Origin of the sequence: Bacillus cereus group sp. MYBK227-1 (genome assembly GCF_051916325.1) — a bacterium.
In the GTDB taxonomy this organism is placed as follows: Bacteria; Bacillota; Bacilli; order Bacillales; family Bacillaceae_G; genus Bacillus_A; species Bacillus_A cereus.
The window spans coordinates 16,586-41,143 of record NZ_JBQAGK010000010.1; the positions used below are offsets into that span (position 1 = coordinate 16,586).

Here is a 24,558-nt window from a genome sequence, read left to right on the forward strand (position 1 = left end):
TTAAGTGAAGAGGTTTCTTTTACTTGGAGGTTATAGAAATGAGTCAGGAATTGAAGTTACGTCCATTAGAACGAGAAGATTTAAAGTTTGTACACGAACTGAATAATAATGCGCATATTATGTCGTATTGGTTTGAAGAGCCGTATGAGGCATTTGTGGAGCTGCAAGACTTATATGATAAACATATACATGATCAAAGCGAACGCCGATTTATCGTTGAGAAAGACAATGAAATGGTTGGATTAGTTGAGTTAGTAGAAATCGATTATATTCACCGTAGAACAGAATTCCAAATCATTATTGATCCGAATTATCAAGGATATGGTTATGCAGTGGATGCGACGCGTTTAGCGATGGATTACGCTTTTTCCGTACTAAATATGCATAAGATTTATTTAGTTGTGGATAAGGAAAATGAAAAGGCAGTACATGTTTATAAAAAAGTTGGGTTTATGGTAGAAGGTGAGCTTATCGATGAGTTTTTCGTTGATGGTAACTATCATAATGCGATAAGAATGTGTATGTTTCAGAAGCAATATTTTGAAAACAAGTAGTTGAAAGATTCGGAAGTAATGTTGACGCTTCGTAAAACCGTATGCTAAAATCCTTTTTAAGTATTAAGGAAGGTGCATAATATGCTTTATATAAAATTTGTAAAACTCATTAGAAAACTTTGCTCCGCACAAATGTATACGGTGAAGCGTTGTACGGAGCTTAATCAAGGGGCATAAATCCCCTATATTCATCGGCTGAATAACTTTTCTAAAAAAGTATAGTTTATCTATGCTTATTTCGTTATGGTTTTTCAGCTGGTGTATAAAATAGATTAAGGGGCCATAGACAATGCTTTGTCTATGGCCCTTTGTGTATATTATTCCGATGAGTCTTTACTATAAATTGGAGTAGTATAGGAAAAACCACGAAGCAGAGGGCTAGTGTCGAATGACGCTATCTCTCTGCTTTTTTTAATTTCAGGAAAAGAGGAATAAAAATGAGTTTACTTAAAGTGGAAAGTTTATCACATAGTTTTATAGATAAAGTATTATACGAAAATGCTTCTTTTGATTTGCATAAAGGGGAGCATATGGGAATTGTTGGACAGAATGGTGCAGGAAAAAGCACATTAATGAAAATATTGGTGGGGGAAATTATTCCTGATAAGGGAGACATAAAGTGGCAACCTAATATTCAAATTGGACATCTTGATCAATACGCAGAAATTGATGAGGGTTACACCATTTCACAATATTTAAAGAGAGCCTTTTATGATTTGTATGAAATGGAAAAGAGAATGAACAAGTTATATGAAGAAAGTGCGATGACTGGAGATGAAAATCAACTATTGAAAGCGGCAGAAATTCAAGGACTGCTCGAGGCTCATGATTTTTATTCAGTAGATAGTATTACGAATAAGGTGGCAGCCGGTTTAGGTATTGATGTGATTGGGATGAATCGTGTGATTGGTGAATTAAGCGGAGGGCAGCGTGCAAAGGTAATTTTAGCGAAGCTCTTATTAGAAGAGCCTAATATTTTATTGCTAGATGAACCGACGAATTTTCTCGATAAGGAGCATGTGGAGTGGCTTGCTAATTATTTAATGAATTTTGAAGGAGCGTTTATTGTCGTATCACATGATTTTGATTTTCTGGAAAAGGTAACTTCTTGCATATGTGATGTAGAGTTCGGAACAGTTAAGAAGTATTACGGCAAATACTCAGATTTTGTAAGACAAAAGGAGCATTTGCGAAAAGATTATATTCGCCAATATTATGCACAGCAAAAGAAAATTGAAAAAACGGAAGAGTATATTCGTAGAAATATTGCTGGGGTGAATTCAAAAATAGCGCAAGGTCGTAGAAAACAATTACAGCGTATGGAAAGAATTGCGCCACCAAGTTTTACTCATAAACCGTCTATTCATTTTCAGGAACTTCCCATTTCAGTTCAGACAGTTCTTGAAGTAAATAACCTTGAAGTTGGTTACGACTTCGCTCTCTTACCAAAGTTGAATTTTTCAGTAATGGGTAGGCAAAAACTTGTTATTACAGGTTTCAATGGAGTAGGAAAATCTACTTTATTAAAAACAATCGTTGGAAATATTGATAGTATTTCTGGAGAGTTTCACTTTTCAGAGCAAATAAAGATTGGATATTATGAGCAAGATTTAAATTGGAGCAATGATTCTTTAACGCCGCTTCAAATTATTTCAGAACAGTTTCCTAAACTGAATATGAAGGAAATACGCCATCATTTAGCTGCGTGTGGAGTGAAGGATACGCACGTTTCGCAAGAAATTCGTACGTTAAGTGGTGGTGAACAATCGAAGGTGAAACTGTGCGGATTATTATTATCACCTTGTAACTTATTAATTTTAGATGAGCCGACAAATCATTTAGATGCAGAAGCGAAGGAAGCTTTGCAAAAGGCGTTAATTAAGTTTAAGGGCAGCATTATACTCGTATCTCACGAAGCGAGTTTTTATCTTGATTGGGCAGATAGTATCTTTCATATAGAGACGGGATTAGTTAAGGGGGGTGAAACATATGAGTGAAAACAATTGGAAAACGAAAATTATATTATTTTTGACCGCTCAAACTATTTCGTTGTTCGGTTCCTCTCTCGTGCAATACGCGATTATATGGTATATCACCCTTACAACATCATCAGGAGTGATGTTGACTATTTCAACTGTTTGCGGTTTTCTACCACAAATTGCGATATCTTTGTTTGCAGGTGTTTGGATTGATCGTTATGACCGTAAAAAGATGATTATGTTATCGGATGGAATTATAGCGATTGCGACGTTAGTTTTAGCGATTTTATTTTTAACAGGATATAAAAGTATTTGGTTACTTTTTATTGTGTTACTCATTCGTTCAGCTGGAACAGGAGTACAAACGCCAGCTGTGAATGCATTAATTCCGCAAATCGTTCCGAAAGAGTATCTTATGAAAGTAAATGGAATAAATAGCAGTATTACATCTTTAATTATGTTTCTTTCTCCAGCAGCAAGTGCGGCGATTCTTTCTATTGCCAGCATTGAAACAACATTTTTTATTGATGTTATTACGGCTATGATTGGAATTAGTATTATGCTTATCATTCAAGTAGAGGGACATGTGAATGCAGAGAATAAGCAAAAATCTAATCTACAAGGAATTAAAGAAGGATTCTCTTATTTAAAAGAAAATGTATTTATTAAAAGGCTAATCGTTTTATTGATTATCATCATGATTTTAATAAGTCCAGCTGCTTTTTTAACACCTTTAATGGTAACTCGTTCTTTCGGGGCCGAAATGTGGAGACTTACTGCTAGTGAGATGACCTTTAGTGCTGGTGCGGCAGCTGGTGGCGTATTGATTGCCACGTGGGGTGGTTTTCGTAATCGTATGCATACAACAGCGCTAGCTTGTGCATTATATGGACTGCTTATGATTGGACTCGGAATAGCACCGATATTTATTATGTATTTAGTATTTAATTTTTTTATTGGTATAACGATGCCGTGCTTCAATACACCAGTTACTGTGTTATTGCAGGAAAAAGTAGAACCATCAATGCACGGACGGATGTTCAGTCTTGTACAAATTGCGAATTCATGCGCGCTTCCTCTAGGAATGATAATATTTGGGCCATTGTCGGATATGTTTAGTGTAGAGATTTTGTTAATTTATGCTGGGATATTCGTGCTATTTTGCGCAATGTATATTGTATTAAGCAAGAGGTTTGAAGTGTAAATATTTATAATACAGAGGGTTTGCGAAGTGATTTAATATGCTTCGTAAACCTTTTTGTTATTATTCTAGTCAATAATTATTTATTGTTAAACGATAAATAATTATTGACTGTTAATGGTTTTTTGGATAATATGATGTTAAGAATCTAAGGGGAATTACATGAGTAGAGGAGAATGTGAAATGAAAAATAAATACGCAGTAGCTATTTCTTTCATGATTTTAGCGATTATTTCTTTAACGATACATGCTTCAAACAGTAAAGTAGGAGCGGATGGATTCCTTGAAGAACCTTTCTTTTTCCTAGTACCGATAAGTTATGTATTGTTCCTTAGTGGTATTGGCGTATTATTATTTGGATTTATTACTTCAAAGCTGAAAAAGGGCAATAAATAGGGGTTACCAATAGGGACAAAATACTCACTATGAAATAGAAACATACCATATGGAAGAAAAAGAATAAGTGAGATGAATCATGATGAACCATCATTTTTATAATGGAAGACAAGTAGGAGCAGCTATTACGCTGGCTGGGGCACAGGGAACAATTCATGCTATGAATCAAGCTATTCAAATGCAACAACAAGCATATTTTGCACAAATGATGCAAAGTCAGTATATGCCGTATTCACAGCTTCCGATGCAAATTGTACATTACGATGTACATCCAGCTGGTTTATTTTCTATTCCATATGGCGGGACATATTTCTTATGAAAGAAAGCGACTCAATAGAGTCGCTTTTTTTCATATTCCGCCTAGCTTCATTCCAAGGAATGCGAAGAGGATACCAATTATGTACGTAGCGCTTAAGTATAAAAGGAAAGTGCTAATATTTTTTCGATTGAGAAGTTGAACGGCTTCTAGTTTAAACGTAGAAAATGTAGTGAATGCACCCATAAATCCAGTACCTAATAATAGTTGCCAGCCTGTAGTAACTCCGTTGCCGATTATATATCCAAGTAAAAACGCCCCTGTTATATTAATAAGGAATGTAGCAAGTGGAAATTGTGTTTTATTTCTTTTCTTAAACCAATTGCTAATTGCAAATCGTGTAATCGCACCGAAAAATCCTCCTGTTGCGACTAATAAGGCTTCTATCATGAGTAATCACCTTCCGTAAGAGATTTCTTAATTAAGAAATCTCCAAGTGTATAGCCAAGGCCAGACATAATGAGGCCACCAAGTATGCTACATGATACATATAAGAAGGCTATGCTCCACTCAGAATGATTGATCAATTGCACAGTTTCTACACTAAATGTTGAAAAAGTCGTAAAGGAACCGATGAATCCAGTTCCGATGCCTGTGATGACCTCTGAAGGTAAGATGTTTAGCCGGGCGATATAAGTAGTTAGCCACGCTAAGAAGAAGCAACCGATTAAGTTAATGAGTAATGTTGCTAATGGAAATGAATGATGCCAAAATGTGGTGATATTAAGACCTAAATAATAACGAGAAAGAGCTCCTAATATACCGGCAATGCCGACGATAATATAAATCAATTTTCTCACCTCTTTAAATAGATTGCTCAAAAAAATAGACTCCTACCAGTATGTATACTGGTAGGAGTCATTAGCTAAGCAGCGTTTATGGCGAACTCCATCGCCTAGGATCATTACATATAGTGTACTAAATATACCGTTTAAATTCCAGTGAGGAGGTGGGTGTAACGTTTCTTTTTTTGATGTCTGAAGGTTTTTCAAGTAATTAAAATGGGATCGATTACTTATCAACTAAATATAGTGATATACGGTTTTAATTATGATAAAATGTTTCTTATGTGTGTCGTTTTGTTTTATTTGACTGAAAATAAAGAAAAATAAATTCGCGTGAAAAGGAGTCATTTATTTGAAGAAATTTTTAAAAATCGTATTTACATGTGTTTTAGTAGTAGCGGGCATTGTAGGAGGATTTCTAGCGTATATGACACTTACTAAAGAACAGCCTGCTGATGTTATAAGCTTGAAGGTGGAGAATAATAAGGAGCGCGTATTAGCGACTGGAAATGAGTTTAAAGTTACAACATTTAATATTGGATATGCTGGGTTAGATAAGGATCAAGATTTCTTTATGGATGGTGGAAAGGGATCTGGTTCAAGTAGTAAAGAGCAAACGGAAACTAATTTAAAGAATATGCTTTCGTTTTTACAAAATGAGAATAGTGATTTTGCACTATTACAAGAAGTTGATATAAAGTCACTTCGTTCATTTGATGTAAATGAACATGAATTTTTGAAAAAAGGATTACCTGATTATGTTTCGTCATTTGGCAAGAACTACGATACGAAATGGGTTCCAGTGCCAATAATAAATCCAATGGGATATGCGGAGGCTGGATTAAGTACGTTTTCTAAATACACTGTTCAAGAAGCGAAGAGGTTCCAGCTTCCTGGAATGGAGCCTTGGCCAAAGCGTTTGTTTGATTTAGATCGAGCAATTGTGGAATATAAAATTCCTGTTAATAATGGGAAACATGTTAGACTCGTAAATTTACATTTGTCTGCTTATGATGAAGGCGGGAAAATTAGAAAACAGCAAGTAGAGTACTTAAAAGAATATATGAACAAGCATTATGAAAATGGTGATTACGTAATAATGGGCGGAGATTGGAATCAATTAGTTTCAAACGCTCAATTAAGTGATCCGAAGTTCGTGAAAGAGCGCCCTGAGTGGTTAGTAGAGTTACCGAAGGACTTTACGGACGGTGGCTTTAAGTGGGCTGTAGATCCGTCTGTTATGACTGTGAGAGATGATGTAAAGAAATATGTAGAAGGTGAAAATTTCGTCACTATTATTGATGGCTTTATCGTTTCACCGAATGTAGAGATTGTAAATGTACAAGGGAAAGATTTAAAGTTTGAAAATAGCGATCATAACCCAGTAAGTGCGGTATTTAAACTGAAGTAATTGATATGTATAAGTAGAAGGTGGGGCTTCATATGGAGTGGTTAAAGAGGACTTGTTTTTCTAACCTTGAGAAAGAATCACAGAAAAATCATTTATTACTGTTTATAACGATTTGTAGTTTCTTTCTTGGGATAATCGCAATTGGGTATTATGGATATATTTTTACAGAGAGAGCAATAGCGTTTTGGATTTGTGGTATTTCTGTCGTTGCATTTGGAACGCTGTTTACTTTTATAAAAAGTATGGAATCAGCGTATAAATATATCATGACATTTATGTTGCTTACAATGTCTTACATTATGGTACAAGCTTTTAATGAAAGCCCGGCTGTATTTCAAATGGTCTATTTTACATTAGCTGTTTCACTTATTTACTTAAGTGAGCGTCTCATTTTAATTCTTGGCGGGGTAGCTGTTGTGATCACATTTATCCTTTGTAGCTATTGGCCGGAGCAATTTTTTGCTTATACAGCCTCGTCTGAAGCTGCTAATTTCGCAAGTTTGTTAGCGATTGTAACAATCGCTATGTGGGGCGTCACGAAAATCGGTTCTAATTTGCTCCTTCGTTTAAGTGATGAGAAGCAAGAAGTAATGAGAAAAGCTCAGGAGTTAGAAGAGACGCAAAGACTTATTGAAGAAACAGTTGTGAAACTAGATAGTAATTTCAATCATTTAAGACAAAATATGAACACGTCGATGGAATCGATGAGTGAAATTAATTTTGCCTTTGAAGAGGTGGCAGTTGGTACGCAATCACAATCAGAGATGATGTATCGTTCGGTAGAAGTATTGAATGATATGGAGGGAAATATTGAACAAATCATCTCTCAAGTAAGAACTGCATCGGCTCGTGTGGATGAAAGCTTAGAAATTTCAAAAGGTAGTGTACATACTCTAAGAAATTTTGAAACTAACATGAGAAGTTTAAATGATGTTGTTTCACAGTCTGGAATTATATTTAGAGATTTAATGATGCAATCGAAACAAATTAATGAAATTGTAGATGTAATAACGAATATTTCAAGTCAGACGAGTTTGCTAGCTTTAAATGCAAATATTGAAGCTGCGAGGGCAGGCGAGCATGGAAAAGGTTTTGCTATTGTAGCGAGTGAAGTGTTAAAGCTTGCTGAAGAATCAAATCGTTCTGCGGGAAGAATTCAAGGGATTTTGAAGGAGTTTAGTAATCAAGCAAGTAAGGTAGAAGTGCAAGTAGAAAAGTCAGAAAGAGTACAAGAAGAATGTAACGAGATGTTAGCAAGCGTTTTAACAAATGTAACTGATTTAGGGAAGTTTATTGATGCGATTAATGAAGTAATGCGAGAGGTTGTTGTTCATCAAGAAAGTTTCCAAGTTAAAACGACGAATATCGTAAAGGATGTTACGCATGCTTCTAACGTAATTCAGCAAACTTCTACAGCTACAGAAGAAGTGCTAGCGAGTGTGGAAGAAGAAAAACATCGAAATGATACGTCAGTGAAGACGTTACAAACTGTTAGCGAGCAAGTGAAGTTGTTAGAAGATATTTTAGAAAAGTAATATTGCTTGGAAAGAGCACGAATGATGTGCTCTTTTTTCATTGAAACGAATACTTGATAGGAATTTAATTGCTTTTCTGCGCGTTTTCTGCCAAGCTTAAGGAGATAAAATTCAGCTAATAGCGGAATTAAAATACTTCAAAGAAAGAATTAAATAGGTGACGCATATGATCGAAGTTAAGACTTCTGAACTTAGTGATGGAGAATTTAATAGAGGTGTATTTGCAACTCGTGATATTAAAAAAGGTGAGTTGATACACGCAGCACCAGTTATCTCTTATCCGAATGAACAGCATGAACATATTGAGAAAACATTACTTGCTGACTACGCATTTGAGTATGGAATCAATCATACGGCAATCCTTTTAGGATACGGTATGTTATTTAATCATTCATATACACCGAATGCAACGTATGATATTGTCTTCGAGAACCATACGTTTAACTTCTATGCTTATAAGGATATAAAAGCAGGAGAAGAAATTTTAATCAATTATAATGGTGAAGTTGATAACGATGAGCTGTTATGGTTTGATAAAGAAAAAGAAGAGAACGAAAAGTAATATAAAGAGTATAGAAAGAGCACATTCTGTCGGATGTGCTCTTTTTTTATTGATGTAAATAAAGTAAAAAGTACAAAAAAATACCACTTTCTTTTTGTGTGGTATAGTAAGATACTGAGGGATAGTGTTTTGAAAAAGTCACATATTTTACAAATTGTTGTCTTTCTGATGACATGTCAAGTTTAGTAGTCCATTTGGGTTGCTTTATTATGCAATATATATTTTAATATGAGTGGCACCTCTTATAATTTAAGAGGTTTATAGGTGTCTCGAATTGATTTTGGGTACACTGTATCCACCACTTTAGGTTCTTTCATGTACGTGGGGATATTATGGGCCCGTATAACGGGATAAAATGAATATAGAAATAGAGGAATCGTAAAATGAATATGCAAGAGGTTTATAAATATTTAAGTACGGTATTGCCTGAAGGACATGTTAAACAAGATGAAATGTTAAAGAATCATACGCATATTAAAGTTGGCGGAAAAGCAGATGTTTTTGTTGCGCCTACAAATTATGATGAAATTCAAGAAGTTATTAAATATGCGAACGAATATAATATTCCAGTTACGTTTTTAGGAAATGGATCGAATGTCATTATTAAAGATGGTGGAATTCGAGGGATTACAGTAAGTTTAATTCATATTACAGGTGTTACTGTAACAGGAACGACGATTGTAGCACAGTGTGGCGCAGCAATTATTGACGTATCACGTATTGCCTTAGACCATAACTTAACGGGTCTTGAGTTTGCTTGTGGTATTCCAGGTTCAGTTGGCGGAGCATTATATATGAATGCTGGTGCATACGGCGGTGAAATTTCGTTTGTATTAACAGAAGCTGTCGTAATGACAGGTGATGGAGAGCTACGTACTTTGACGAAAGAAGCATTTGAATTTGGATATCGTAAGAGTGTATTTGCGAACAACCATTACATTATTCTTGAAGCGAGATTTGAACTTGAAGAAGGTGTACATGAAGAAATTAAAGCAAAAATGGATGATTTAACGTTTAAACGTGAGTCAAAACAGCCTCTAGAATATCCTTCATGTGGTAGCGTATTTAAGCGCCCACCAAATAACTTTGCTGGTAAGTTAATTCAAGACTCAGGACTACAAGGTAAGCGAATTGGTGGAGTAGAAGTTTCTTTAAAACACGCTGGGTTTATGGTGAATGTTGATAACGGAACAGCACAAGATTACATCGATTTAATTCACTTCGTACAAAAGACAGTTGAAGAGAAATTTGGCGTGAAGTTGGAGCGAGAAGTAAGGATTATTGGAGAAGATAAGGAATAAAGAAATACGTATGAAGATATGAATTATTTTAAAATAATATTTGGGTATTGTTGACAATTTGTTTTCAATTCAATATAATGGCTAATAATTTAACAAATAACATACGTTGAAAGAGCCCAGTAGCAGTTTGTCACTGTTAACGAGAGAGCTAGGGGTTGCTGGAACCTAGCACAAACAAACTTGTGAATTACACTCTGGAGTATCTTAGGTAATGCTAAGCGGACTAGCAATCGATATTATTGCTAAGAGTGGTATGAGTAGCTATGCTATTTATACAAACTGGGTGGTAACACGGTGAATAATCGTCCCTATGTCTATCGTAGACATAGGGGCTTTTTTGTTTTTAAAAAATAAAGGGGATGACAAAAGATGAATATTATTGATGAATTAGAATGGCGCGGCGCCGTTAATCAGCAGACTGACGAAGAAGGTTTACGTAAGCTAGTAGAAGAGAAAAAGGTTTCGCTATACTGCGGAGTTGATCCGACTGGTGATAGTATGCATATCGGACATTTGATTCCGTTTATGATGATGAAAAGATTCCAGTTAGCTGGTCATCATCCTGTTATTTTAATTGGCGGAGCAACAGGAACAATTGGTGATCCGAGTGGACGGCAATCAGAGCGTCAACTTCAAACGTTAGAAGTGGTTCAGCATAATGTAGATGCGTTAACAGCACAAATGAAAAAGCTATTTGATTTTGGTGGAAATAGCGAAGTGAAGATGGTAAATAACTATGATTGGACACATGAAATAAATATTATTGAGTTTTTACGTGATTACGGGAAAAACTTTAGCATCAATAGCATGTTAGCGAAGGATATTGTAGCAAGCCGTTTGGATACAGGTATTTCTTTCACGGAATTCACGTACCAAATTTTGCAAGCGATGGACTTCCATCATTTATACACGAAAGAGGATGTTCAACTGCAAATTGGTGGTAGTGACCAATGGGGAAATATTACGAGTGGTTTAGATTTAATTCGTAAGTTAGAAGGTCATGAGGCGAAAGTATTCGGATTAACGATTCCGTTATTATTAAAATCGGACGGTACGAAGTTTGGTAAATCAGCAGGCGGCGCTGTTTGGCTTGATCCTGAAAAAACGACACCGTTTGAATTTTATCAGTTCTGGGTGAATACGGATGATCGTGATGTCGTTAAATACTTGAAATACTTTACATTCTTAACGAAAGAACGCATTGATGAATTAGCGGTTAAGGTGGAAACAGAGCCTCATAAACGTGAAGCACAAAAAGTACTAGCAGAAGAAATGACGAAATTCGTTCATGGAGAAGAAGCATTCCTGCAAGCTGTGAAAATTACAGCAGCGTTATTTAGCGGAGATATTAAATCGTTAACAGCTGATGAAATTGAACAAGGTTTTAAAGAGATGCCAACATTCCAGTCTTCAAAAGAGACGAAAAACATCGTAGAGTGGCTAGTTGATTTAGGAATTGAACCATCTAGACGACAAGCGCGTGAAGATATTAATAACGGAGCGATTTCTATGAATGGTGAGAAAGTAACAGATGTGGGTACGGATGTTACTGTAGAAAATTCATTTGATGGACGATTTATTATTATCCGTAAAGGGAAGAAGAATTACAGCCTTGTGAAGTTAGGCGAATAGTTTGTGTGAAAGGATGGGAGTAGGAAGAATACTTCCATCTTTTCGTATACACAATTTGGACATAAAATAATCAGTAAATTTAGATAATTAAAAGGGTTATACGATTCTTCTGCCGAATAAATAAGTTAGAGAAAATTACGGATAAAAATAGCCCGAACCATGCAGGGCATGATTCGGGCTTATATTCAGATTAGTAAGCTAAGCTGAATAGACCTTTAATGTGTGATAAGTAACGAACGTTACTTGCTTCTTTCATTAATGATGCTGGTAAGCCTTTAAGTGGAGTATTGCTTGCTCCAATTGTAGCAACCGCATCTTTACGTCCTAGACTAGCAAGTGTTCCAGAGTTTACAGGTGCGAACTCTTCGAATGCTTTGCCTTCTAGTGCTGCGTATAAGTTGTATCCAATTAACTCACCCATTTGCCAAGCGATTTGTGCAGTTGGTGGGTATGGACGTCCGTCTGGAGCGAAGACAACAGCGCTGTCTCCAGCAACGAATACGTCTTTGTGAGAAGTAGATTGTAGGTATGCATCAACTGTTGCACGTCCACGGTTAACTTCAAGACCTGATTCACCGATTAATGGGTTACCTTGTACGCCGCCCGTCCAAACGAATGTGTTAGCAACAAGTTTTTGACCGTCTTTTAAGTCGATTTCGTTGCCAGCAACGTTTGTTACAGGAAGACCAGTTAAGAATGTAACGCCGCGCGCTTCTAGGCTAGTAGTTGCACGTTCGATTAAGTGGTCTGGTAATACTGGAAGGATTTTTGGACCTGCTTCAACAAGAAGAAGTTTCACTTCTTTTGGATTTACGCCGTGGCTTTTTGCAAGTTTAGGCATAATGTCAGCAAGCTCACCAACTAGCTCAACGCCAGTTAATCCGCCACCACCTATTACGATTGTAGCATCAGCTTCGTTTTTCGTTTTCGCGTATTCACGAATACGGTCTTCAACGTGTTTGTAGATTTTATTTGCATCAGCAGCAGATTTTAATACCATGCTGTTTTCTTCTAGTCCTGGAATACCGAAGTAAGCAGTTTTACTTCCTAAAGCAACTACAAGTGCATCGTAAGATAAAGTAGTGCCGCCAGCTAGTTTGATTTCTTTGCTATCAACTGAGAATGACTCAACTGTTGCGATTTTAAGATCGATATCTTTACCTTTGAAAAGCTTTGTAAGTGGCATTGCAACTGCTTGCTCAGACACGTTACCAGCTGCAAGGCGGTGTAGTTCAGTGATGATTTGGTGCGTTGGGTATTGGTTAATCACTGTAACTTGTGCTTCTGATTTACTGTAATATTTACGTACGTTTAAAGCGGCAAGAAGACCGCCATAACCAGCGCCTAAGATGACAATTTGTTTTGACATAGTATGATATCCCCCGTCTTTACTAATTGTTGTTATAAGTTAACTTATTTATTGTTACGTTCTGCACTAATTTGAAGATATGCGTTCACAAAGCGGAACATTTTTTGTGCTTGTGGATCTTTTAATAATTTTAATAGACCGAACAGGCCGATAACTTCGTTGCTTTCGTCAGCACGATCTTTCGCTTCGATTGCAGTAGCAGCCATGCTTTTCACTGTATCTTTTACAGGTTCTACAAGCTCTGTGATTGCACCAACAGTGTCGCTTTTTAATACTTCATCAGTAGCAACAGTTTGAGCGAAGTCATAAGACTTAGTTAAAATGTTAACAAGCTCAGTTAATTTTGGAAGCTGTTCTACTAGTGTTGTTAATGATTCTTGTACCTCAGGTTTTAACAACTGATCAAGTACATCAAGTTGTCCTTGGCTAGCAGAAATTTGTACAGTTTCTTGTTCTGGCTTTGTTTGAGTCATAGTTTCTGGCATCTCCAATTCTCCTTTACGATAGCAATACTCTTATTTTTGATAAGTAAGATAGTAAACGGTTACGAAACTTTATACAAAGTTTCACAAAACACAATAAAATGCCTTTAAATTTATGACAGCAAGTAAGCTGACATAAATCTAAAACCATAACGTCTTACTTATTATTTATGAACTGTCCGATACATGGCTTGTCCGCATAATGGAAAAGCTCCGTTACCGGAAAGTGTATATAATATATATCCTATATTATATACTATATACACCTATGTTAACATAAAAATGATTCCTAATTATTTGATATTGAGTGTATAACGTAGTGCTGACAAGGTATGAAAGCGTATAAAATATTTTGTTTCAGTTAGAAATGTACATATATATATAGAAAAAAAGGAAAAAACGAACAAATTCATGTTCGTTTTTTCCTATTATTCACCTTCTGCAATTAGCATCGATGTGTTACCTTCTTTTTCAAGATGGCATTCGCCCCAAGAACAAAGAGAGTCAAGAATGGATTCTAAAGACCAACCGTAGTCGGTAAGAGAATATTCTACTTTCGGTGGGACTTGGTTGTATACTTTTCTTTGAATGACCCCGTCGTCTTCTAATTCACGTAATTGCTGTGTTAACATTTTTTGTGTAATACCAGGCATGGAACGTTTTAGTTCACTCGTTCTCTTTGTACCTTTCGTTAAGTGACAAAGGATAACAACTTTCCATTTGCCGCCGATAACTTCTAAAGTCGCCTCTACAGGAATATTGTATTTCTTCATATGAAACCCTCCCTTTTTGAGTAAAGTAAGTTTAATAATACAAATGTTACTTTTTAGTACCTATAGCACTTTAAAGTACGTACTTTTTATTATGTTAAATATGTTTCATAATAGCACATGTAAGAGGCAAATGAGTAGTACGGTACCAAAAAGTGACTATGTTACTTTTTAGTGCCTATCGTACTTTAAAGTGCGTTCTTCAAAAAAGGAATGAAACCATTCATAATAGCATTTGTAAGTATGAAATATATTTTTTAGAAGATAAAAGGGCCTTTTTATCATACTATTATGATTGGATTTCTTGTAATAAGGAGGAATTCAATTGAGTTCATATACAGTACCATCTTCGGAAGCTCAGACGAGCCGAAGAAGTATGTTTGCTTTATTAGCGCTAGCAATTAGTGCGTTTGGGATTGGTACGACCGAGTTTATTAGTGTCGGTTTACTACCATCTATTTCAAAAGATTTAAATGTTTCGGTTACAACAGCCGGTTTAACGGTTTCCTTATATGCGTTAGGAGCGGCAGTAGGAGCTCCTGTTTTAACAGCGTTAACGGCTAGTATGTCGCGAAAGACATTATTAATGTGGATTATGGTTATTTTCATTATTGGTAATGGCATTGCGGCGGTAGCAACAAGCTTCACTGTATTAATTATCGCAAGAATTGTATCTGCGTTTGCACATGGTGTGTTTATGTCAATTGGATCTACAATTGCAGCTGCAATCGTACCAGAGAATAAACGTGCTAGCGCAATTGCGATTATGTTTACTGGATTAACAGTTGCGACTATTACTGGTGTGCCAATTGGAACATTTATCGGTCAACAATTTGGCTGGAGAGCGTCATTTATGGCGATTGTTGTAATTGGAATTATTGCTTTCATCGCAAATAGTATACTCGTCCCATCTAATTTAAAAAATGGTGTACCTGTATCGTTTCGTGATCAATTTAAATTAATTAAAAATGGAAGACTATTACTTGTTTTCATTATTACTGCACTTGGATACGGCGGTACATTCGTAACATTTACGTATTTATCTCCGTTATTACAAGAAGTAACAGGATTTGAAGCAAGTACTGTTACTATCATTTTATTAGTGTATGGAATCGCAATTGCGATAGGGAATATGGTCGGCGGAAAATTATCGAATCATAATCCGATTCGAGCGCTATTTTACATGTTCTTGATTCAAGCGATTATATTATTTGTTTTAACATTTACAGCGCCATTTAAAGTAGCTGGATTAATCACAATTATTTTCATGGGACTATTCGCATTTATGAATGTTCCGGGGCTACAAGTATATGTAGTTATATTGGCAGAGCGCTTTGTTCCAAGTGCGGTTGATGTTGCTTCAGCAATTAATATTGCCGCATTTAACGGAGGGATCGCTTTAGGTTCTTATATAGGTGGCCTTGTAACGAATTCATTAGGATTAATCCATACTGCTTGGGTAGGTGGCCTTATGGTAGTAGCCGCTGTTATTTTAACAGCGTGGAGCATGACATTAGAAAAAAGAGATCAAGTAAAATAAAAGGAGAGAAAATAAAATGAAAAACTTACAAAGTAAAGCAGTATTAAATAACGGTGTAGAAATGCCTTGGTTCGGTTTAGGTGTATTTAAAGTAGAAGAAGGACCAGAACTTGTAGAAGCTGTAAAATCAGCAATTAAAGCAGGATACCGCAGCATCGATACAGCTGCAATTTACGGAAATGAAAAAGCTGTAGGTGAAGGAATTCGTGCAGGTATTGAAGCGACTGGTATTGCAAGAGAAGAATTATTTATTACTTCAAAAGTATGGAACGCAGATCAAGGGTATGAAACAACAATCGCTGCATACGAAGAGAGTCTAAAAAAATTAGGACTAGATTATTTAGATTTATATCTTGTTCACTGGCCTTCAGAAGGAAAATATAAAGATACATGGAGAGCGCTAGAAACACTTTATAAAGAAAAGCGCGTACGTGCAATTGGTGTAAGTAACTTCCAAATCCATCACTTACAAGATGTAATGAAAGATGCAGAAATTAAACCAATGATTAACCAAGTAGAATACCACCCTCGTTTAACACAAAAAGAACTACAAGCTTTCTGTAAAGAACAAGGTATTCAAATGGAAGCATGGTCACCACTAATGCAAGGTCAATTATTAGATAACGAAACATTACAAGAGATTGCTGAGAAACACGGTAAAACAACAGCGCAAGTTATTTTACGTTGGGATCTTCAAAATGGAGTAATCACAATTCCAAAATCAACGAAAGAACACCGCATTATTGCAAACGCAGATGTATTTAACTTTGAATTAACGAAAGAAGATATGGAAAAAATCGATGCGTTAAATCAAAATCATCGCGTTGGTCCAGATCCTGATAACTTCGATTTCTAAGATTAAGGTAAGAAAAAAGAGTGCTTAAAAGCACTCTTTTTTTTGCATAAAAATAGTTTCTAAATAAATACTACTTAGTATTAAGTTTGTTATTAAGGGGCTGTAAACATGAATATAAAGCAATCGTTCAAACTTTTAGCTATGTTTTTAAGTGTCTTATTTGTATTATTCCCACTTCAAAAAGCATTCGCAGAAGTTATGGATCATACAAAGTATGAAATGAATTGGAGTTATAGTAAGTCAAAGAAGAAACCAATTCGAACAGAACTTATTAAAACGGCAGATGGAAAAATTGCATTTTGCTTAAATGTAGATTTAAAATCTCCGAGTGGTCAAGATTTACCAGAAATGGGTAAAGTGGATATTAATGTGTACCGTGTACTGTTGAATGGATATCCACAAAAGAGCCCACAAGAATTAGGAGTATCTGATTGGAGAGAGGCGCATTACGCAACGCAGCTTGCAGTATGGAATGCGTTAAAACAAATTGATGTTAATGATTTAGATTTCCGAAATAAAAATGTAGAGAAAGTAACAAAAGATATCGTTGCAAAAGCAAACGCTAGCGAAGAGCTACAAGAAATTACGATGAGTGTAACTCCTACAGAAGAACAAGAAGCAGTCTTAAAAAATGATTTCTTTGAAACAGGCTTATATACAGTAGAAACAAATGCAAAAAGCGGAACGTATAAAGTGCAAGCAACAGGTGCACCAGCAGGCGTGAAATTTGCAAATGAAAAAGGCGAAACAAAAACAGAATTTAATGTAGGAGAAAAGTTCCGCATTTTAATTCCGAAACAAACACCAGCTGGTGGATTTAGCTTTAAAGTATCAGGAAATTTAACGAAATTACAAGGGATTGCGCATAAAGGTACACCGACTATTCAAAATGCAGTAGTATTACTTGAGCGTAGTGAAGAAAAAACAAGTCCAGAGTTAGCGGTAAGTTGGAAAAAGGCTGAGGCTCCAAATAAACCAAATAAGCCATATACTCCAAATGAACCGCATAAACCGAATCAAAAGAGATAATGAAAAAGCATTGGTATATGCCAATGCTTTTTCATATGAATTCTTTAAAGATATGTCAAGATAATAATTAATCGAGTGAAACACTATTTTAACGTTTGAAGAAGTATTTAAAAATAATAAAATATGGAGAAATCTAAACGTTACAATAAATGGATTTTATTCACTAAATTGTAACATTATTCTAATTAGAGAGACTATCAAACAAAGTGTAAAGCGTGTACAATTCAGTTGGAAAAACTACCTATAGATGGTCATATATGAAGAAAATGTAAAAATATATTGTTGTTCACATTTTTAGATGTATAGATGACAATACTGAAAGATATCTTTTACTATTCTCTTTTTTATGTAGCAAGAGAACTCATCACAAATAGAGAGAAGTGAGGAGGGGATATTACATAAAAATTGTACAATGTAAGAAAGCGAATACATGGAGGGAAATGCGGTAGTAATAGATACAGGTGCGCGAGGTGTTAGTCTATTCGTTAAATGTTTTTATAAAGATAATAGGATTTTTCATTAAACGAATATATAGGATGGTTTGTCTAAAAAAAGGACAGGGGACACAGATTATGTCAAAGAAGAAAAAGAGTAGGGTATTAGTAGCAGGTATATGTATATCTACATTATTATCACCAGTAGCTTTCGAAGCATCAAAAGGATATGCGGCGCCTTTGGAAGAGAATAAGGGCGGGCAGTTGGAAGAGAATAAATTTGAGCAGAGAGTATTTCAGTTGCCTGGGAAAGGTAGCGTAGAAGAAGAAAATAATCGTTTAAGAGTTACTTGGAAACTTTCCGCTAATGAATCGACTGGAATTTATGCAGAGCCAAATGAAGAGATTACAATTGACATAAAAGGAACGCAGTCTATCCAAGCTTTTATTGGAACGAGATCTTATGATGAAAAGGACCCAGAGGAGTTTGATTTAAAACCAGGAAAAAATGTTATTTCATCTTCAAGAGGCGGTATTTTATATTTTTATAATATGAATAACGAAGGAGAGGTAACAGCTTCCGTTACAAATGGTGGTAGTCACTTTCCTTTATTTATTTTAGGTAAGCATACGAAAAAAGATTGGGATGAAATGTTAAAAAAATATAAGGATCCTTATGCAGTTGAATTAAAAGGTGAGAGAAGCTTAATTACTACTACTTACGATTCTGTGCAGAAATATATGAAGAATACGGATCCAACAGATTTAATGAAATTGCATGATAAGATTATCCGTTTAGAAAACGCAGTGGCAGGATTATCTGAGGACAGTGTTGGGGTTGCAAAATCTCCAACTCATTATGTTCAGTTTGTTGAAAAACGGAAGCCTGCTAAAGGGGACTTTATGTTTGCGAAACATTATCATACAGGATATATTCCAACTGCAATGAATAGAGTTTTAGATATAGAGGTACTTGAGAAGGATGGATGGGGACCGTGGCATGAAGTTGGTCATTTACATCAGCAAGAACCGTGGAAGTGGTCTAAAGTAAGGGAAGTAACAGTAAATATTTACTCATTAGCTGTTCAAAAGGCGTTAGGGAATCAATTAGAAATGGATGAGCACTATAAAAACTCATTTGAGTATTTAGAGAAGCCTAAAGCAGAAAGATTCATTGATGACATTAATCCTCTTACAATGTTTTGGCAATTAAATGTAGTGTATGGAGAACATTTTTATCCTAGGTTACATCAAGCTTATCGTTTGTTACCTCAGAGTGAAATGCCTCATTCTGATGAAGAGAAAAAGCAGCTATTTATTTATATGACATCAAAAGTGGCAGGGCAAAATTTAATTCCTTTCTTTGAGGAGTGGGGATTAACACCAAATGATGATATTAGAGAGAAAATAGAAAAATCAAAGTTACCTAAATTAGAAAAGGAAATCTGGAAAGCTACAGATAGTAATGATATTCGTGAGAAGCAAGTTGAACTGTATAAGGTTCCGTATGGTGAACCTGCTAATGAAGTACAAAATCTTTTAGTTGGTACAGATTCTGACGAGAATGAAGCAAGTAAGCTTGTTCGAAATTTAGGTGAGAATGTAAAAGTAACAGGAAAGATTGTATGGCCTAAATTAGAGAATGGGAAACAGGAAGTGTTAGTAGAAATTGGGGATGAGAAAGGAAATAAAAATTCAATTCCTGTCCAAGTTAACGGATTTTATGATGACAGTATAGTTTTTCAAGGACTTTCAGATGATGTAATGTCGACAGTGACACTTCACCACAATAAGAAGAAATTAAATGTAAACTTTACTAATAATGAAATACATTACCGTTTTGAAAAAGAAGAATATATGGGCTTAACGCTATATGATCGAAATGGGATTGAAAAGAAACGTGTATCAGCAGAAGGACAAGAAACGGGAAAAAGATTTGCGATGGAACTAAATGAATTGGATTTTGAATATGGTGATGTAATAAAAGTATTCCACGCAGAACCAAGCCGTTTGAAGTGGTTTAAAAATAACGAACTTGTAGATCAAGGAAAAGTTAAAAATAAAAAAGAGAAATTATTCCAAATAACTGAGCAAGGGTTCGAATTAAAAGATAGTTTACAAGAAGTGACGGCGAAACTGCAAAAAGTAGTAGTCGGAATGGATGTAGACAAACTAGATCCGAAAGAATTCGTACAAGTAAAAGATGGAGAAGTGGTTGGTTTTGTAGAAAAACCAAATACATCAAAAATTGGAGAACAAAAAGTAAAAATAGAGACGAAGGATGCTTTTGGAAATAAGAAGATAACAGAAGTGCCGCTTGAAGTAATTTATGGAGATAGTTTAGTATTTCATGCTAATGATAATGCAATACGTTCGGTTGTAACATTGCAACATGATAAAAAGGAACTGCACGCAACGTTTACAGGTAATCCTGTTCATTATCGTTATGTAAATGAAGAGTATATGGGGATTACGCTATATGATCAAAATGGGAACACAAAAAAGCGTGTAACAGCGGAAGGACAAGAAACTTCAAAGAAATTTGCGGAGCAAGTGAGTGGAATGCAGTTTGAATATGGTGATGTAGTAAAAGTATTCCATGCAGAACCGGACCGCTTGAAATGGTATCAAAATAATAGCCTTGCTGGCCAAGGTAAGGCGAAAGTAGAAAAAGAATTATTCTTCAAGGTAACTGAAAAAGGCTTTGAAAGAATGGAAACTTTACAAGAGGTAAAGGCAGTACCACAGAAGGTAGTAATCGGAACAGATGTAGAGAAAATAAATGCAAAAAACTTTGTTGAAGTAAAAGATGGAGAAGTAGTTGGATTTGTAGAAAAACCAAATACAACAAAAATCGGTGAACAAAAAGTAAAAGTAGAAACGAAAGATCGATTTGGAAATAAGAAAGTGACAGAAGTTCCTCTAACAGTAACATATGGAGATAGCCTACTTGTATATGGGCTGAGCTATAGAGATGGTGACTTGAAATCAATTGTAACTTTGCATCATGATACGAAAAAACTGAGTGCGACAGATACAAAGAATCTAATTCATGATTACTTTAAAGATGAAAAGTATTTTGAATTCACATTGTACGATAAAGAAGGAAGAGTGAAGAAAAATATAGCAGTAAAAGGTTTAGAGAATACGCAAGAATTTGCTAAGGAAGTAAATGGAATTGCATTTGAGTATGGAGATGTAGTGAAAGTATATCATGCGGAATCTTCTCGTTTACATTGGTATCAAAAAGATGTATATGTGGGCGAAGGAAAAAGTAAAGAGATAAAGGAATTAGTCTTCAAAATAACTGAAAATGGATTTGAAAGATTAGACGGTGAGCAAACAGTAAAAGCAAATCCGCAGCAAGTAGTAATCGGAACAAATAGAGAAACGCTAGACGCGAAGAACTTTGTTGAAGTACAGGGTGGAGAAGTAGTAGGTTTTGTAGGGGAAATAGATACGACAAAAATTGGTCAGCAAAAAGTGAAAGTAGAAACGAAAGATCGATTTGGAAATAAGAAGGTGACGGAAGTTCCTGTAGAAGTGACATATGGGGATAGTCTAGTCTATCAAGGTGTGTCCGATGTTACACGTTCAATTGTTACGTTAAACCACGCTGAAAAGAAATTACATGCAACATTTACAAATGAGGAGATTCATTATCGCTTTGTAAATGAGCAGTATATAGGCCTTACGATTTATGATCAAAATGGAAATAAGAAAAAGCATGTAACGGCAGAAGGACAAGAGACTTCAAAGAATTTTGCTGGGCAAGTAAATGGAACGGCATTTGAGTATGGAGATGTGCTGAAAGTATACCATGCGGAACCGAGTCGTTTGAATTGGTACAAAAAGAATGAGTTAGTTAAAAAAGAGGATGCGATGAAGGGGCAAGAAATATCCTTTAAGATTACTCAAAATGGATTAGAGCAAGTGCAATAATAAGAAAAAGCTCGTAAAACATAATGTTTTACGAGCTTTTTTTATTATTCAGCTTCAGAAACTACTGTGAAGCGTTCGTTTACATGTTTTGGGTTTTCAATTTCATCAAGTGCTGCAACTGCGAAGTCTTCGTAACTTACGTAGCTATCACCTTTTGCGTTCACAAGAAGGTTGTCTTTACCAGCTTTATAAGAACCAGTACGTTTTCCTAATGCGAATAGTGCAGAAGGGCTGATGAATGTCCAAGTAATGTCATTTGTTTGTTGTAAGATTTCTAAGTTTTTACCTTGGTTTTGAGCTGTTGCAAGATATTCTTTCGGGAAACCTGGTGTCTCAAATACACGTGTTGTTTTCTCTTCGTCTACAAATAAGCTTCCAGCGCCACCAACTACAAGTAATTTTGTGTTAGGTGCACCTTTCATCGCTTCAATTAGTACGTTTCCTGCATCTACGTGAAGGTGTTCTTGTCCTGCTGGAGCACCGAATGCATTTACAACTACATCGAATGCTTGCAAGTCGTTAGATGTAAGAGAAAATACGTCTTTTTCTAAAACTTTTACGTTTTCTTCTGTAATTTTTGCAGCGTTTCTTACGATTGCAGTTACTTCATGTCCGCGATCTAATGCTTCTTTTAAAATACGACTTCCTGCTTTACCAGTTGCTCCGATAATTCCGATTTTCATAATAAATCCCTCCAAAGTGTTTTGTTAAAGTGTATATCTGAAAGTAAATGAATTCGTTGTAATTAGGTTTGTTACAACCTGTTGTAATCATTATAGTTACAGGTTGGTATTTTTGTCAATAGGGTTGTTTGTGAATTTATTTTTTGTTTTAGTATGCACAGTTAGAGGGAGGGTAGTCAGTCATAAAGATATTGTTACTGTGAACCTGGCTAATATTTGGAAATTGCAAATTGTCGAAAAATGTTGATTTTTGAATGTTTTTTAAATATAATTCGTTTTATGGAGAAAAGGAGGGGTTAATTGTATGAATATTTTAGAGCAATTTATTTCATCAACAAATACAATTCTTTGGTCATATATTCTTATTGCAATGTTAATTGGTTTAGGTCTTTATTTTTCTATTAAATTGAAATTCGTACAAATTACTCATTTAGGGGAAATGGTTCGACTAATGAGTGATGGATTAACTGGAAAGACGCGTAAAAAAGGTAGTGTATCTTCTTTCCAAGCGTTTTGTATGAGTTCAGCAGCTCGTATTGGTATCGGTAACTTAGCTGGTGTAGCATTAGCTATATCTATGGGAGGACCTGGAGCTGTATTTTGGATGTGGGTTATTGCGATTATCGGGGCTTCTTCAAGTTTCGTAGAAAGTACGCTTGCCCAAATTTATAAAGTAAAAGATGGCAGTGGCTTCCGTGGTGGTCCTGCTTATTATATGGAAAAAGGTTTAAATAAACGTTGGATGGGAATTTGGTTTTCTATCCTTATTACAGTTAGTTACGGTTTAATTTTTAACTCAGTACAAGCGAATACAGTAACATTAGCGTTTGAAAATGCATTTGGTTTAGAGCGTTATATTGTTGGTATTGTATTAGCTGCATTAGTTGCGGTTATTATTTTTGGTGGTGTAAAAAGTATTGCACGTATGTCGGAAATGATTGTTCCGCCAATGGCGCTTGTTTATATTGCGGTAGCTATTTTTGTTGTCATTAAAAACTTCTATTTAATACCAGATGTGTTTACGGAAATCTTTAAAGGTGCATTCGGTTTAGATTCAGCTGTAGGTGGCGGTATCGGTGCTGCGATGAAATATGGTATTCAGCGCGGATTATTTGCGAACGAAGCAGGTATGGGTAGTGCGCCGAACGCGGCAGCAACAGCTGATGTAACGCATCCAGCAAAACAAGGTTTTATTCAAACGATCGGCGTTTTAGTAGATACATTCTTAGTATGTACATCAACAGCATTTATCGTACTATGTTCTGGTGCATATAAAGCAACGAATTTAGAAGGTATTGAATTAACACAAAATGCATTAAGCTCACAAATCGGCCCATGGGCAAGTAGCTTCTTAGCGATTATTATTTTCTTATTTGCATTTAGTTCTCTTTTAGGAAACTACTATTATGGTGAAACAAATATTGAATTTATTAAGCAAAGCAAAACGTGGTTAACAATTTACCGTATTGCGGTAGTTGGAATGGTATTATTCGGTTCTGTTGCGACGCTTCAAGTTGTATGGAATATGGCAGACTTATTTATGGGTCTAATGGTAATCACGAACTTAATTGCGATTACACTTCTTGGCCGATTTGCGTACGCGGCATTAACAGACTATGTAAGGCAAAAGAAACAAGGGAAAGATCCAGTCTTCAGTGCAGATTCTATTCCTGGTTTAACGAATACAGAGTGCTGGGATAAGCCAGTGGTAACAGATAAAGAAAAAGCAGTGTAATTGAAAAGGCGAGCATCGAGGTGAATTCGATGCTCGCCTTTTTTGT

21 protein-coding genes, 1 riboswitch and 1 other annotated feature are annotated in these 24,558 nt (G+C 35.6%); of the genes, 15 read left to right on the forward strand and 6 right to left on the reverse strand.

Going from position 1 to position 24,558, the window contains the following annotated elements; translation table 11 throughout:
- The first annotated feature begins 38 nt into the window (after positions 1-38).
- From speG to ACTFRM_RS27415, 5 genes are all read left to right on the forward strand, one after another.
- Positions 39-554, forward strand: coding sequence for a spermidine N1-acetyltransferase (gene speG / locus ACTFRM_RS27395; protein ID WP_000076830.1), 516 nt, complete (start codon positions 39-41; stop codon positions 552-554).
- A gap of 437 nt (positions 555-991) precedes the next feature.
- Positions 992-2,551 (forward strand): ABC-F family ATP-binding cassette domain-containing protein, encoded by a 1,560-nt coding sequence (locus ACTFRM_RS27400; RefSeq protein WP_000054859.1) that lies wholly within the window; start codon positions 992-994, stop codon positions 2,549-2,551.
- A complete protein-coding gene (locus tag ACTFRM_RS27405) occupies positions 2,544-3,737 on the forward strand; it encodes an MFS transporter (RefSeq protein ID WP_001293753.1) in 1,194 nt (397 codons plus the stop codon). The genes ACTFRM_RS27400 and ACTFRM_RS27405 overlap by 8 nt, the downstream gene beginning before the upstream one ends.
- Before the next feature lie 159 nt (positions 3,738-3,896).
- Positions 3,897-4,130, forward strand: a complete 234-nt coding sequence (locus ACTFRM_RS27410) for a DUF3955 domain-containing protein (protein ID WP_000086295.1) — start codon at positions 3,897-3,899, stop codon at positions 4,128-4,130.
- A gap of 79 nt (positions 4,131-4,209) precedes the next feature.
- Entirely contained in the window at positions 4,210-4,449 is a 240-nt protein-coding gene (locus ACTFRM_RS27415; RefSeq protein WP_000980930.1) for a DUF3947 family protein, read from the forward strand.
- Between the two features lie 30 nt (positions 4,450-4,479).
- Here the strand turns inward: ACTFRM_RS27415 and crcB (ACTFRM_RS27420) are convergent, their stop codons facing one another.
- Positions 4,480-4,836: a fluoride efflux transporter CrcB gene (crcB, locus tag ACTFRM_RS27420; RefSeq protein WP_000568587.1), complete on the reverse strand. Its 357-nt coding sequence runs from the start codon at positions 4,834-4,836 to the stop codon at positions 4,480-4,482.
- Positions 4,833-5,237 carry a fluoride efflux transporter CrcB gene (gene crcB / locus ACTFRM_RS27425; RefSeq protein WP_000639315.1) on the reverse strand — a complete coding sequence of 135 codons (405 nt, stop codon included), beginning with the start codon at positions 5,235-5,237 and terminating at the stop codon, positions 4,833-4,835. The genes crcB (ACTFRM_RS27420) and crcB (ACTFRM_RS27425) overlap by 4 nt, the downstream gene beginning before the upstream one ends.
- Positions 5,238-5,291: 54 nt before the next feature.
- A riboswitch (Fluoride riboswitch) is annotated at positions 5,292-5,351 on the reverse strand.
- A 232-nt stretch (positions 5,352-5,583) separates the two neighbouring features.
- On the opposite strand from crcB (ACTFRM_RS27425), the gene ACTFRM_RS27430 reads away from it, so the two are divergent.
- The 5 genes from ACTFRM_RS27430 to tyrS all read left to right on the forward strand — a co-directional run bounded on the left by ACTFRM_RS27430 (position 5,584) and on the right by tyrS (position 11,672).
- The gene (locus tag ACTFRM_RS27430; protein WP_000714050.1) at positions 5,584-6,642 is read left to right on the forward strand and encodes an endonuclease/exonuclease/phosphatase family protein; all 1,059 of its coding nucleotides are present in this window, start codon (positions 5,584-5,586) and stop codon (positions 6,640-6,642) included.
- A 32-nt stretch (positions 6,643-6,674) separates the two neighbouring features.
- The gene (locus tag ACTFRM_RS27435; protein ID WP_000455083.1) at positions 6,675-8,177 is read left to right on the forward strand and encodes a DUF4077 domain-containing protein; all 1,503 of its coding nucleotides are present in this window, start codon (positions 6,675-6,677) and stop codon (positions 8,175-8,177) included.
- 166 nt (positions 8,178-8,343) lie between these two features.
- Positions 8,344-8,739 (forward strand): SET domain-containing protein, encoded by a 396-nt coding sequence (locus ACTFRM_RS27440; protein ID WP_000573649.1) that lies wholly within the window; start codon positions 8,344-8,346, stop codon positions 8,737-8,739.
- Positions 8,740-9,122: 383 nt separating this feature from the next.
- Positions 9,123-10,040, forward strand: coding sequence for a UDP-N-acetylmuramate dehydrogenase (murB, locus tag ACTFRM_RS27445; RefSeq protein ID WP_001057102.1), 918 nt, complete (start codon positions 9,123-9,125; stop codon positions 10,038-10,040).
- Positions 10,041-10,137: 97 nt separating this feature from the next.
- Positions 10,138-10,353 (forward strand) — a binding site (T-box leader).
- Positions 10,354-10,409: 56 nt separating this feature from the next.
- Positions 10,410-11,672, forward strand: a complete 1,263-nt coding sequence (tyrS, locus tag ACTFRM_RS27450; RefSeq protein ID WP_001021123.1) for a tyrosine--tRNA ligase — start codon at positions 10,410-10,412, stop codon at positions 11,670-11,672.
- A gap of 190 nt (positions 11,673-11,862) precedes the next feature.
- On the opposite strand, the gene ACTFRM_RS27455 is transcribed toward tyrS, so the two are convergent.
- The 3 genes from ACTFRM_RS27455 to ACTFRM_RS27465 all read right to left on the reverse strand — a co-directional run bounded on the left by ACTFRM_RS27455 (position 11,863) and on the right by ACTFRM_RS27465 (position 14,296).
- On the reverse strand, positions 11,863-13,041 hold the full coding sequence (locus tag ACTFRM_RS27455; protein WP_000043202.1) for an NAD(P)/FAD-dependent oxidoreductase: 1,179 nt from the start codon (positions 13,039-13,041) through the stop codon (positions 11,863-11,865).
- Positions 13,042-13,085: 44 nt separating this feature from the next.
- On the reverse strand, positions 13,086-13,526 hold the full coding sequence (locus ACTFRM_RS27460) for a DUF1641 domain-containing protein (RefSeq protein ID WP_001115309.1): 441 nt from the start codon (positions 13,524-13,526) through the stop codon (positions 13,086-13,088).
- Positions 13,527-13,951: 425 nt separating this feature from the next.
- A complete protein-coding gene (locus ACTFRM_RS27465) occupies positions 13,952-14,296 on the reverse strand; it encodes a winged helix-turn-helix transcriptional regulator (RefSeq protein WP_000760481.1) in 345 nt (114 codons plus the stop codon).
- Positions 14,297-14,669: 373 nt separating this feature from the next.
- On the opposite strand from ACTFRM_RS27465, the gene ACTFRM_RS27470 reads away from it, so the two are divergent.
- From ACTFRM_RS27470 to ACTFRM_RS27485, 4 genes are all read left to right on the forward strand, one after another.
- Positions 14,670-15,833 carry an MFS transporter gene (locus ACTFRM_RS27470; RefSeq protein WP_002026553.1) on the forward strand — a complete coding sequence of 388 codons (1,164 nt, stop codon included), beginning with the start codon at positions 14,670-14,672 and terminating at the stop codon, positions 15,831-15,833.
- A 16-nt stretch (positions 15,834-15,849) separates the two neighbouring features.
- Positions 15,850-16,689 (forward strand): aldo/keto reductase, encoded by an 840-nt coding sequence (locus ACTFRM_RS27475; RefSeq protein WP_000793532.1) that lies wholly within the window; start codon positions 15,850-15,852, stop codon positions 16,687-16,689.
- Between the two features lie 108 nt (positions 16,690-16,797).
- Positions 16,798-17,718: a thioester domain-containing protein gene (locus ACTFRM_RS27480; RefSeq protein ID WP_001022532.1), complete on the forward strand. Its 921-nt coding sequence runs from the start codon at positions 16,798-16,800 to the stop codon at positions 17,716-17,718.
- Between the two features lie 572 nt (positions 17,719-18,290).
- Positions 18,291-22,094, forward strand: a complete 3,804-nt coding sequence (locus tag ACTFRM_RS27485) for a putative mucin/carbohydrate-binding domain-containing protein (RefSeq protein WP_322372841.1) — start codon at positions 18,291-18,293, stop codon at positions 22,092-22,094.
- 44 nt (positions 22,095-22,138) lie between these two features.
- Here the strand turns inward: ACTFRM_RS27485 and ACTFRM_RS27490 are convergent, their stop codons facing one another.
- The gene (locus tag ACTFRM_RS27490) at positions 22,139-22,777 is read right to left on the reverse strand and encodes an NAD(P)-dependent oxidoreductase (RefSeq protein ID WP_000689907.1); all 639 of its coding nucleotides are present in this window, start codon (positions 22,775-22,777) and stop codon (positions 22,139-22,141) included.
- 304 nt (positions 22,778-23,081) lie between these two features.
- Here ACTFRM_RS27490 and ACTFRM_RS27495 point away from each other — a divergent pair, with 304 nt between their 5' ends.
- A complete protein-coding gene (locus tag ACTFRM_RS27495; RefSeq protein WP_001022930.1) occupies positions 23,082-24,512 on the forward strand; it encodes an alanine/glycine:cation symporter family protein in 1,431 nt (476 codons plus the stop codon).
- Positions 24,513-24,558 lie beyond the last annotated feature (46 nt).

What these genes read in the sequence shown, in the direction of transcription:
- crcB (WP_000568587.1), bottom strand. Translation starts at nt 4,836, where the DNA reads ATGATAGAAGCCTTATTAGTCGCAACAGGAGGATTTTTCGGTGCGATT.
- ACTFRM_RS27435 (WP_000455083.1), top strand. Translation starts at nt 6,675, where the DNA reads ATGGAGTGGTTAAAGAGGACTTGTTTTTCTAACCTTGAGAAAGAATCA.
- ACTFRM_RS27440 (WP_000573649.1), top strand. Translation starts at nt 8,344, where the DNA reads ATGATCGAAGTTAAGACTTCTGAACTTAGTGATGGAGAATTTAATAGA.
- ACTFRM_RS27495 (WP_001022930.1), top strand. Translation starts at nt 23,082, where the DNA reads ATGAATATTTTAGAGCAATTTATTTCATCAACAAATACAATTCTTTGG.
- ACTFRM_RS27490 (WP_000689907.1), bottom strand. Translation starts at nt 22,777, where the DNA reads ATGAAAATCGGAATTATCGGAGCAACTGGTAAAGCAGGAAGTCGTATT.
- speG (WP_000076830.1), top strand. Translation starts at nt 39, where the DNA reads ATGAGTCAGGAATTGAAGTTACGTCCATTAGAACGAGAAGATTTAAAG.
- ACTFRM_RS27460 (WP_001115309.1), bottom strand. Translation starts at nt 13,526, where the DNA reads ATGCCAGAAACTATGACTCAAACAAAGCCAGAACAAGAAACTGTACAA.
- ACTFRM_RS27455 (WP_000043202.1), bottom strand. Translation starts at nt 13,041, where the DNA reads ATGTCAAAACAAATTGTCATCTTAGGCGCTGGTTATGGCGGTCTTCTT.
- ACTFRM_RS27485 (WP_322372841.1), top strand. Translation starts at nt 18,291, where the DNA reads ATGTCAAAGAAGAAAAAGAGTAGGGTATTAGTAGCAGGTATATGTATA.
- tyrS (WP_001021123.1), top strand. Translation starts at nt 10,410, where the DNA reads ATGAATATTATTGATGAATTAGAATGGCGCGGCGCCGTTAATCAGCAG.
- ACTFRM_RS27405 (WP_001293753.1), top strand. Translation starts at nt 2,544, where the DNA reads ATGAGTGAAAACAATTGGAAAACGAAAATTATATTATTTTTGACCGCT.
- ACTFRM_RS27400 (WP_000054859.1), top strand. Translation starts at nt 992, where the DNA reads ATGAGTTTACTTAAAGTGGAAAGTTTATCACATAGTTTTATAGATAAA.
- ACTFRM_RS27465 (WP_000760481.1), bottom strand. Translation starts at nt 14,296, where the DNA reads ATGAAGAAATACAATATTCCTGTAGAGGCGACTTTAGAAGTTATCGGC.
- murB (WP_001057102.1), top strand. Translation starts at nt 9,123, where the DNA reads ATGAATATGCAAGAGGTTTATAAATATTTAAGTACGGTATTGCCTGAA.
- ACTFRM_RS27415 (WP_000980930.1), top strand. Translation starts at nt 4,210, where the DNA reads ATGATGAACCATCATTTTTATAATGGAAGACAAGTAGGAGCAGCTATT.
- ACTFRM_RS27470 (WP_002026553.1), top strand. Translation starts at nt 14,670, where the DNA reads ATGTTTGCTTTATTAGCGCTAGCAATTAGTGCGTTTGGGATTGGTACG.
- ACTFRM_RS27475 (WP_000793532.1), top strand. Translation starts at nt 15,850, where the DNA reads ATGAAAAACTTACAAAGTAAAGCAGTATTAAATAACGGTGTAGAAATG.
- ACTFRM_RS27480 (WP_001022532.1), top strand. Translation starts at nt 16,798, where the DNA reads ATGAATATAAAGCAATCGTTCAAACTTTTAGCTATGTTTTTAAGTGTC.
- ACTFRM_RS27410 (WP_000086295.1), top strand. Translation starts at nt 3,897, where the DNA reads ATGAGTAGAGGAGAATGTGAAATGAAAAATAAATACGCAGTAGCTATT.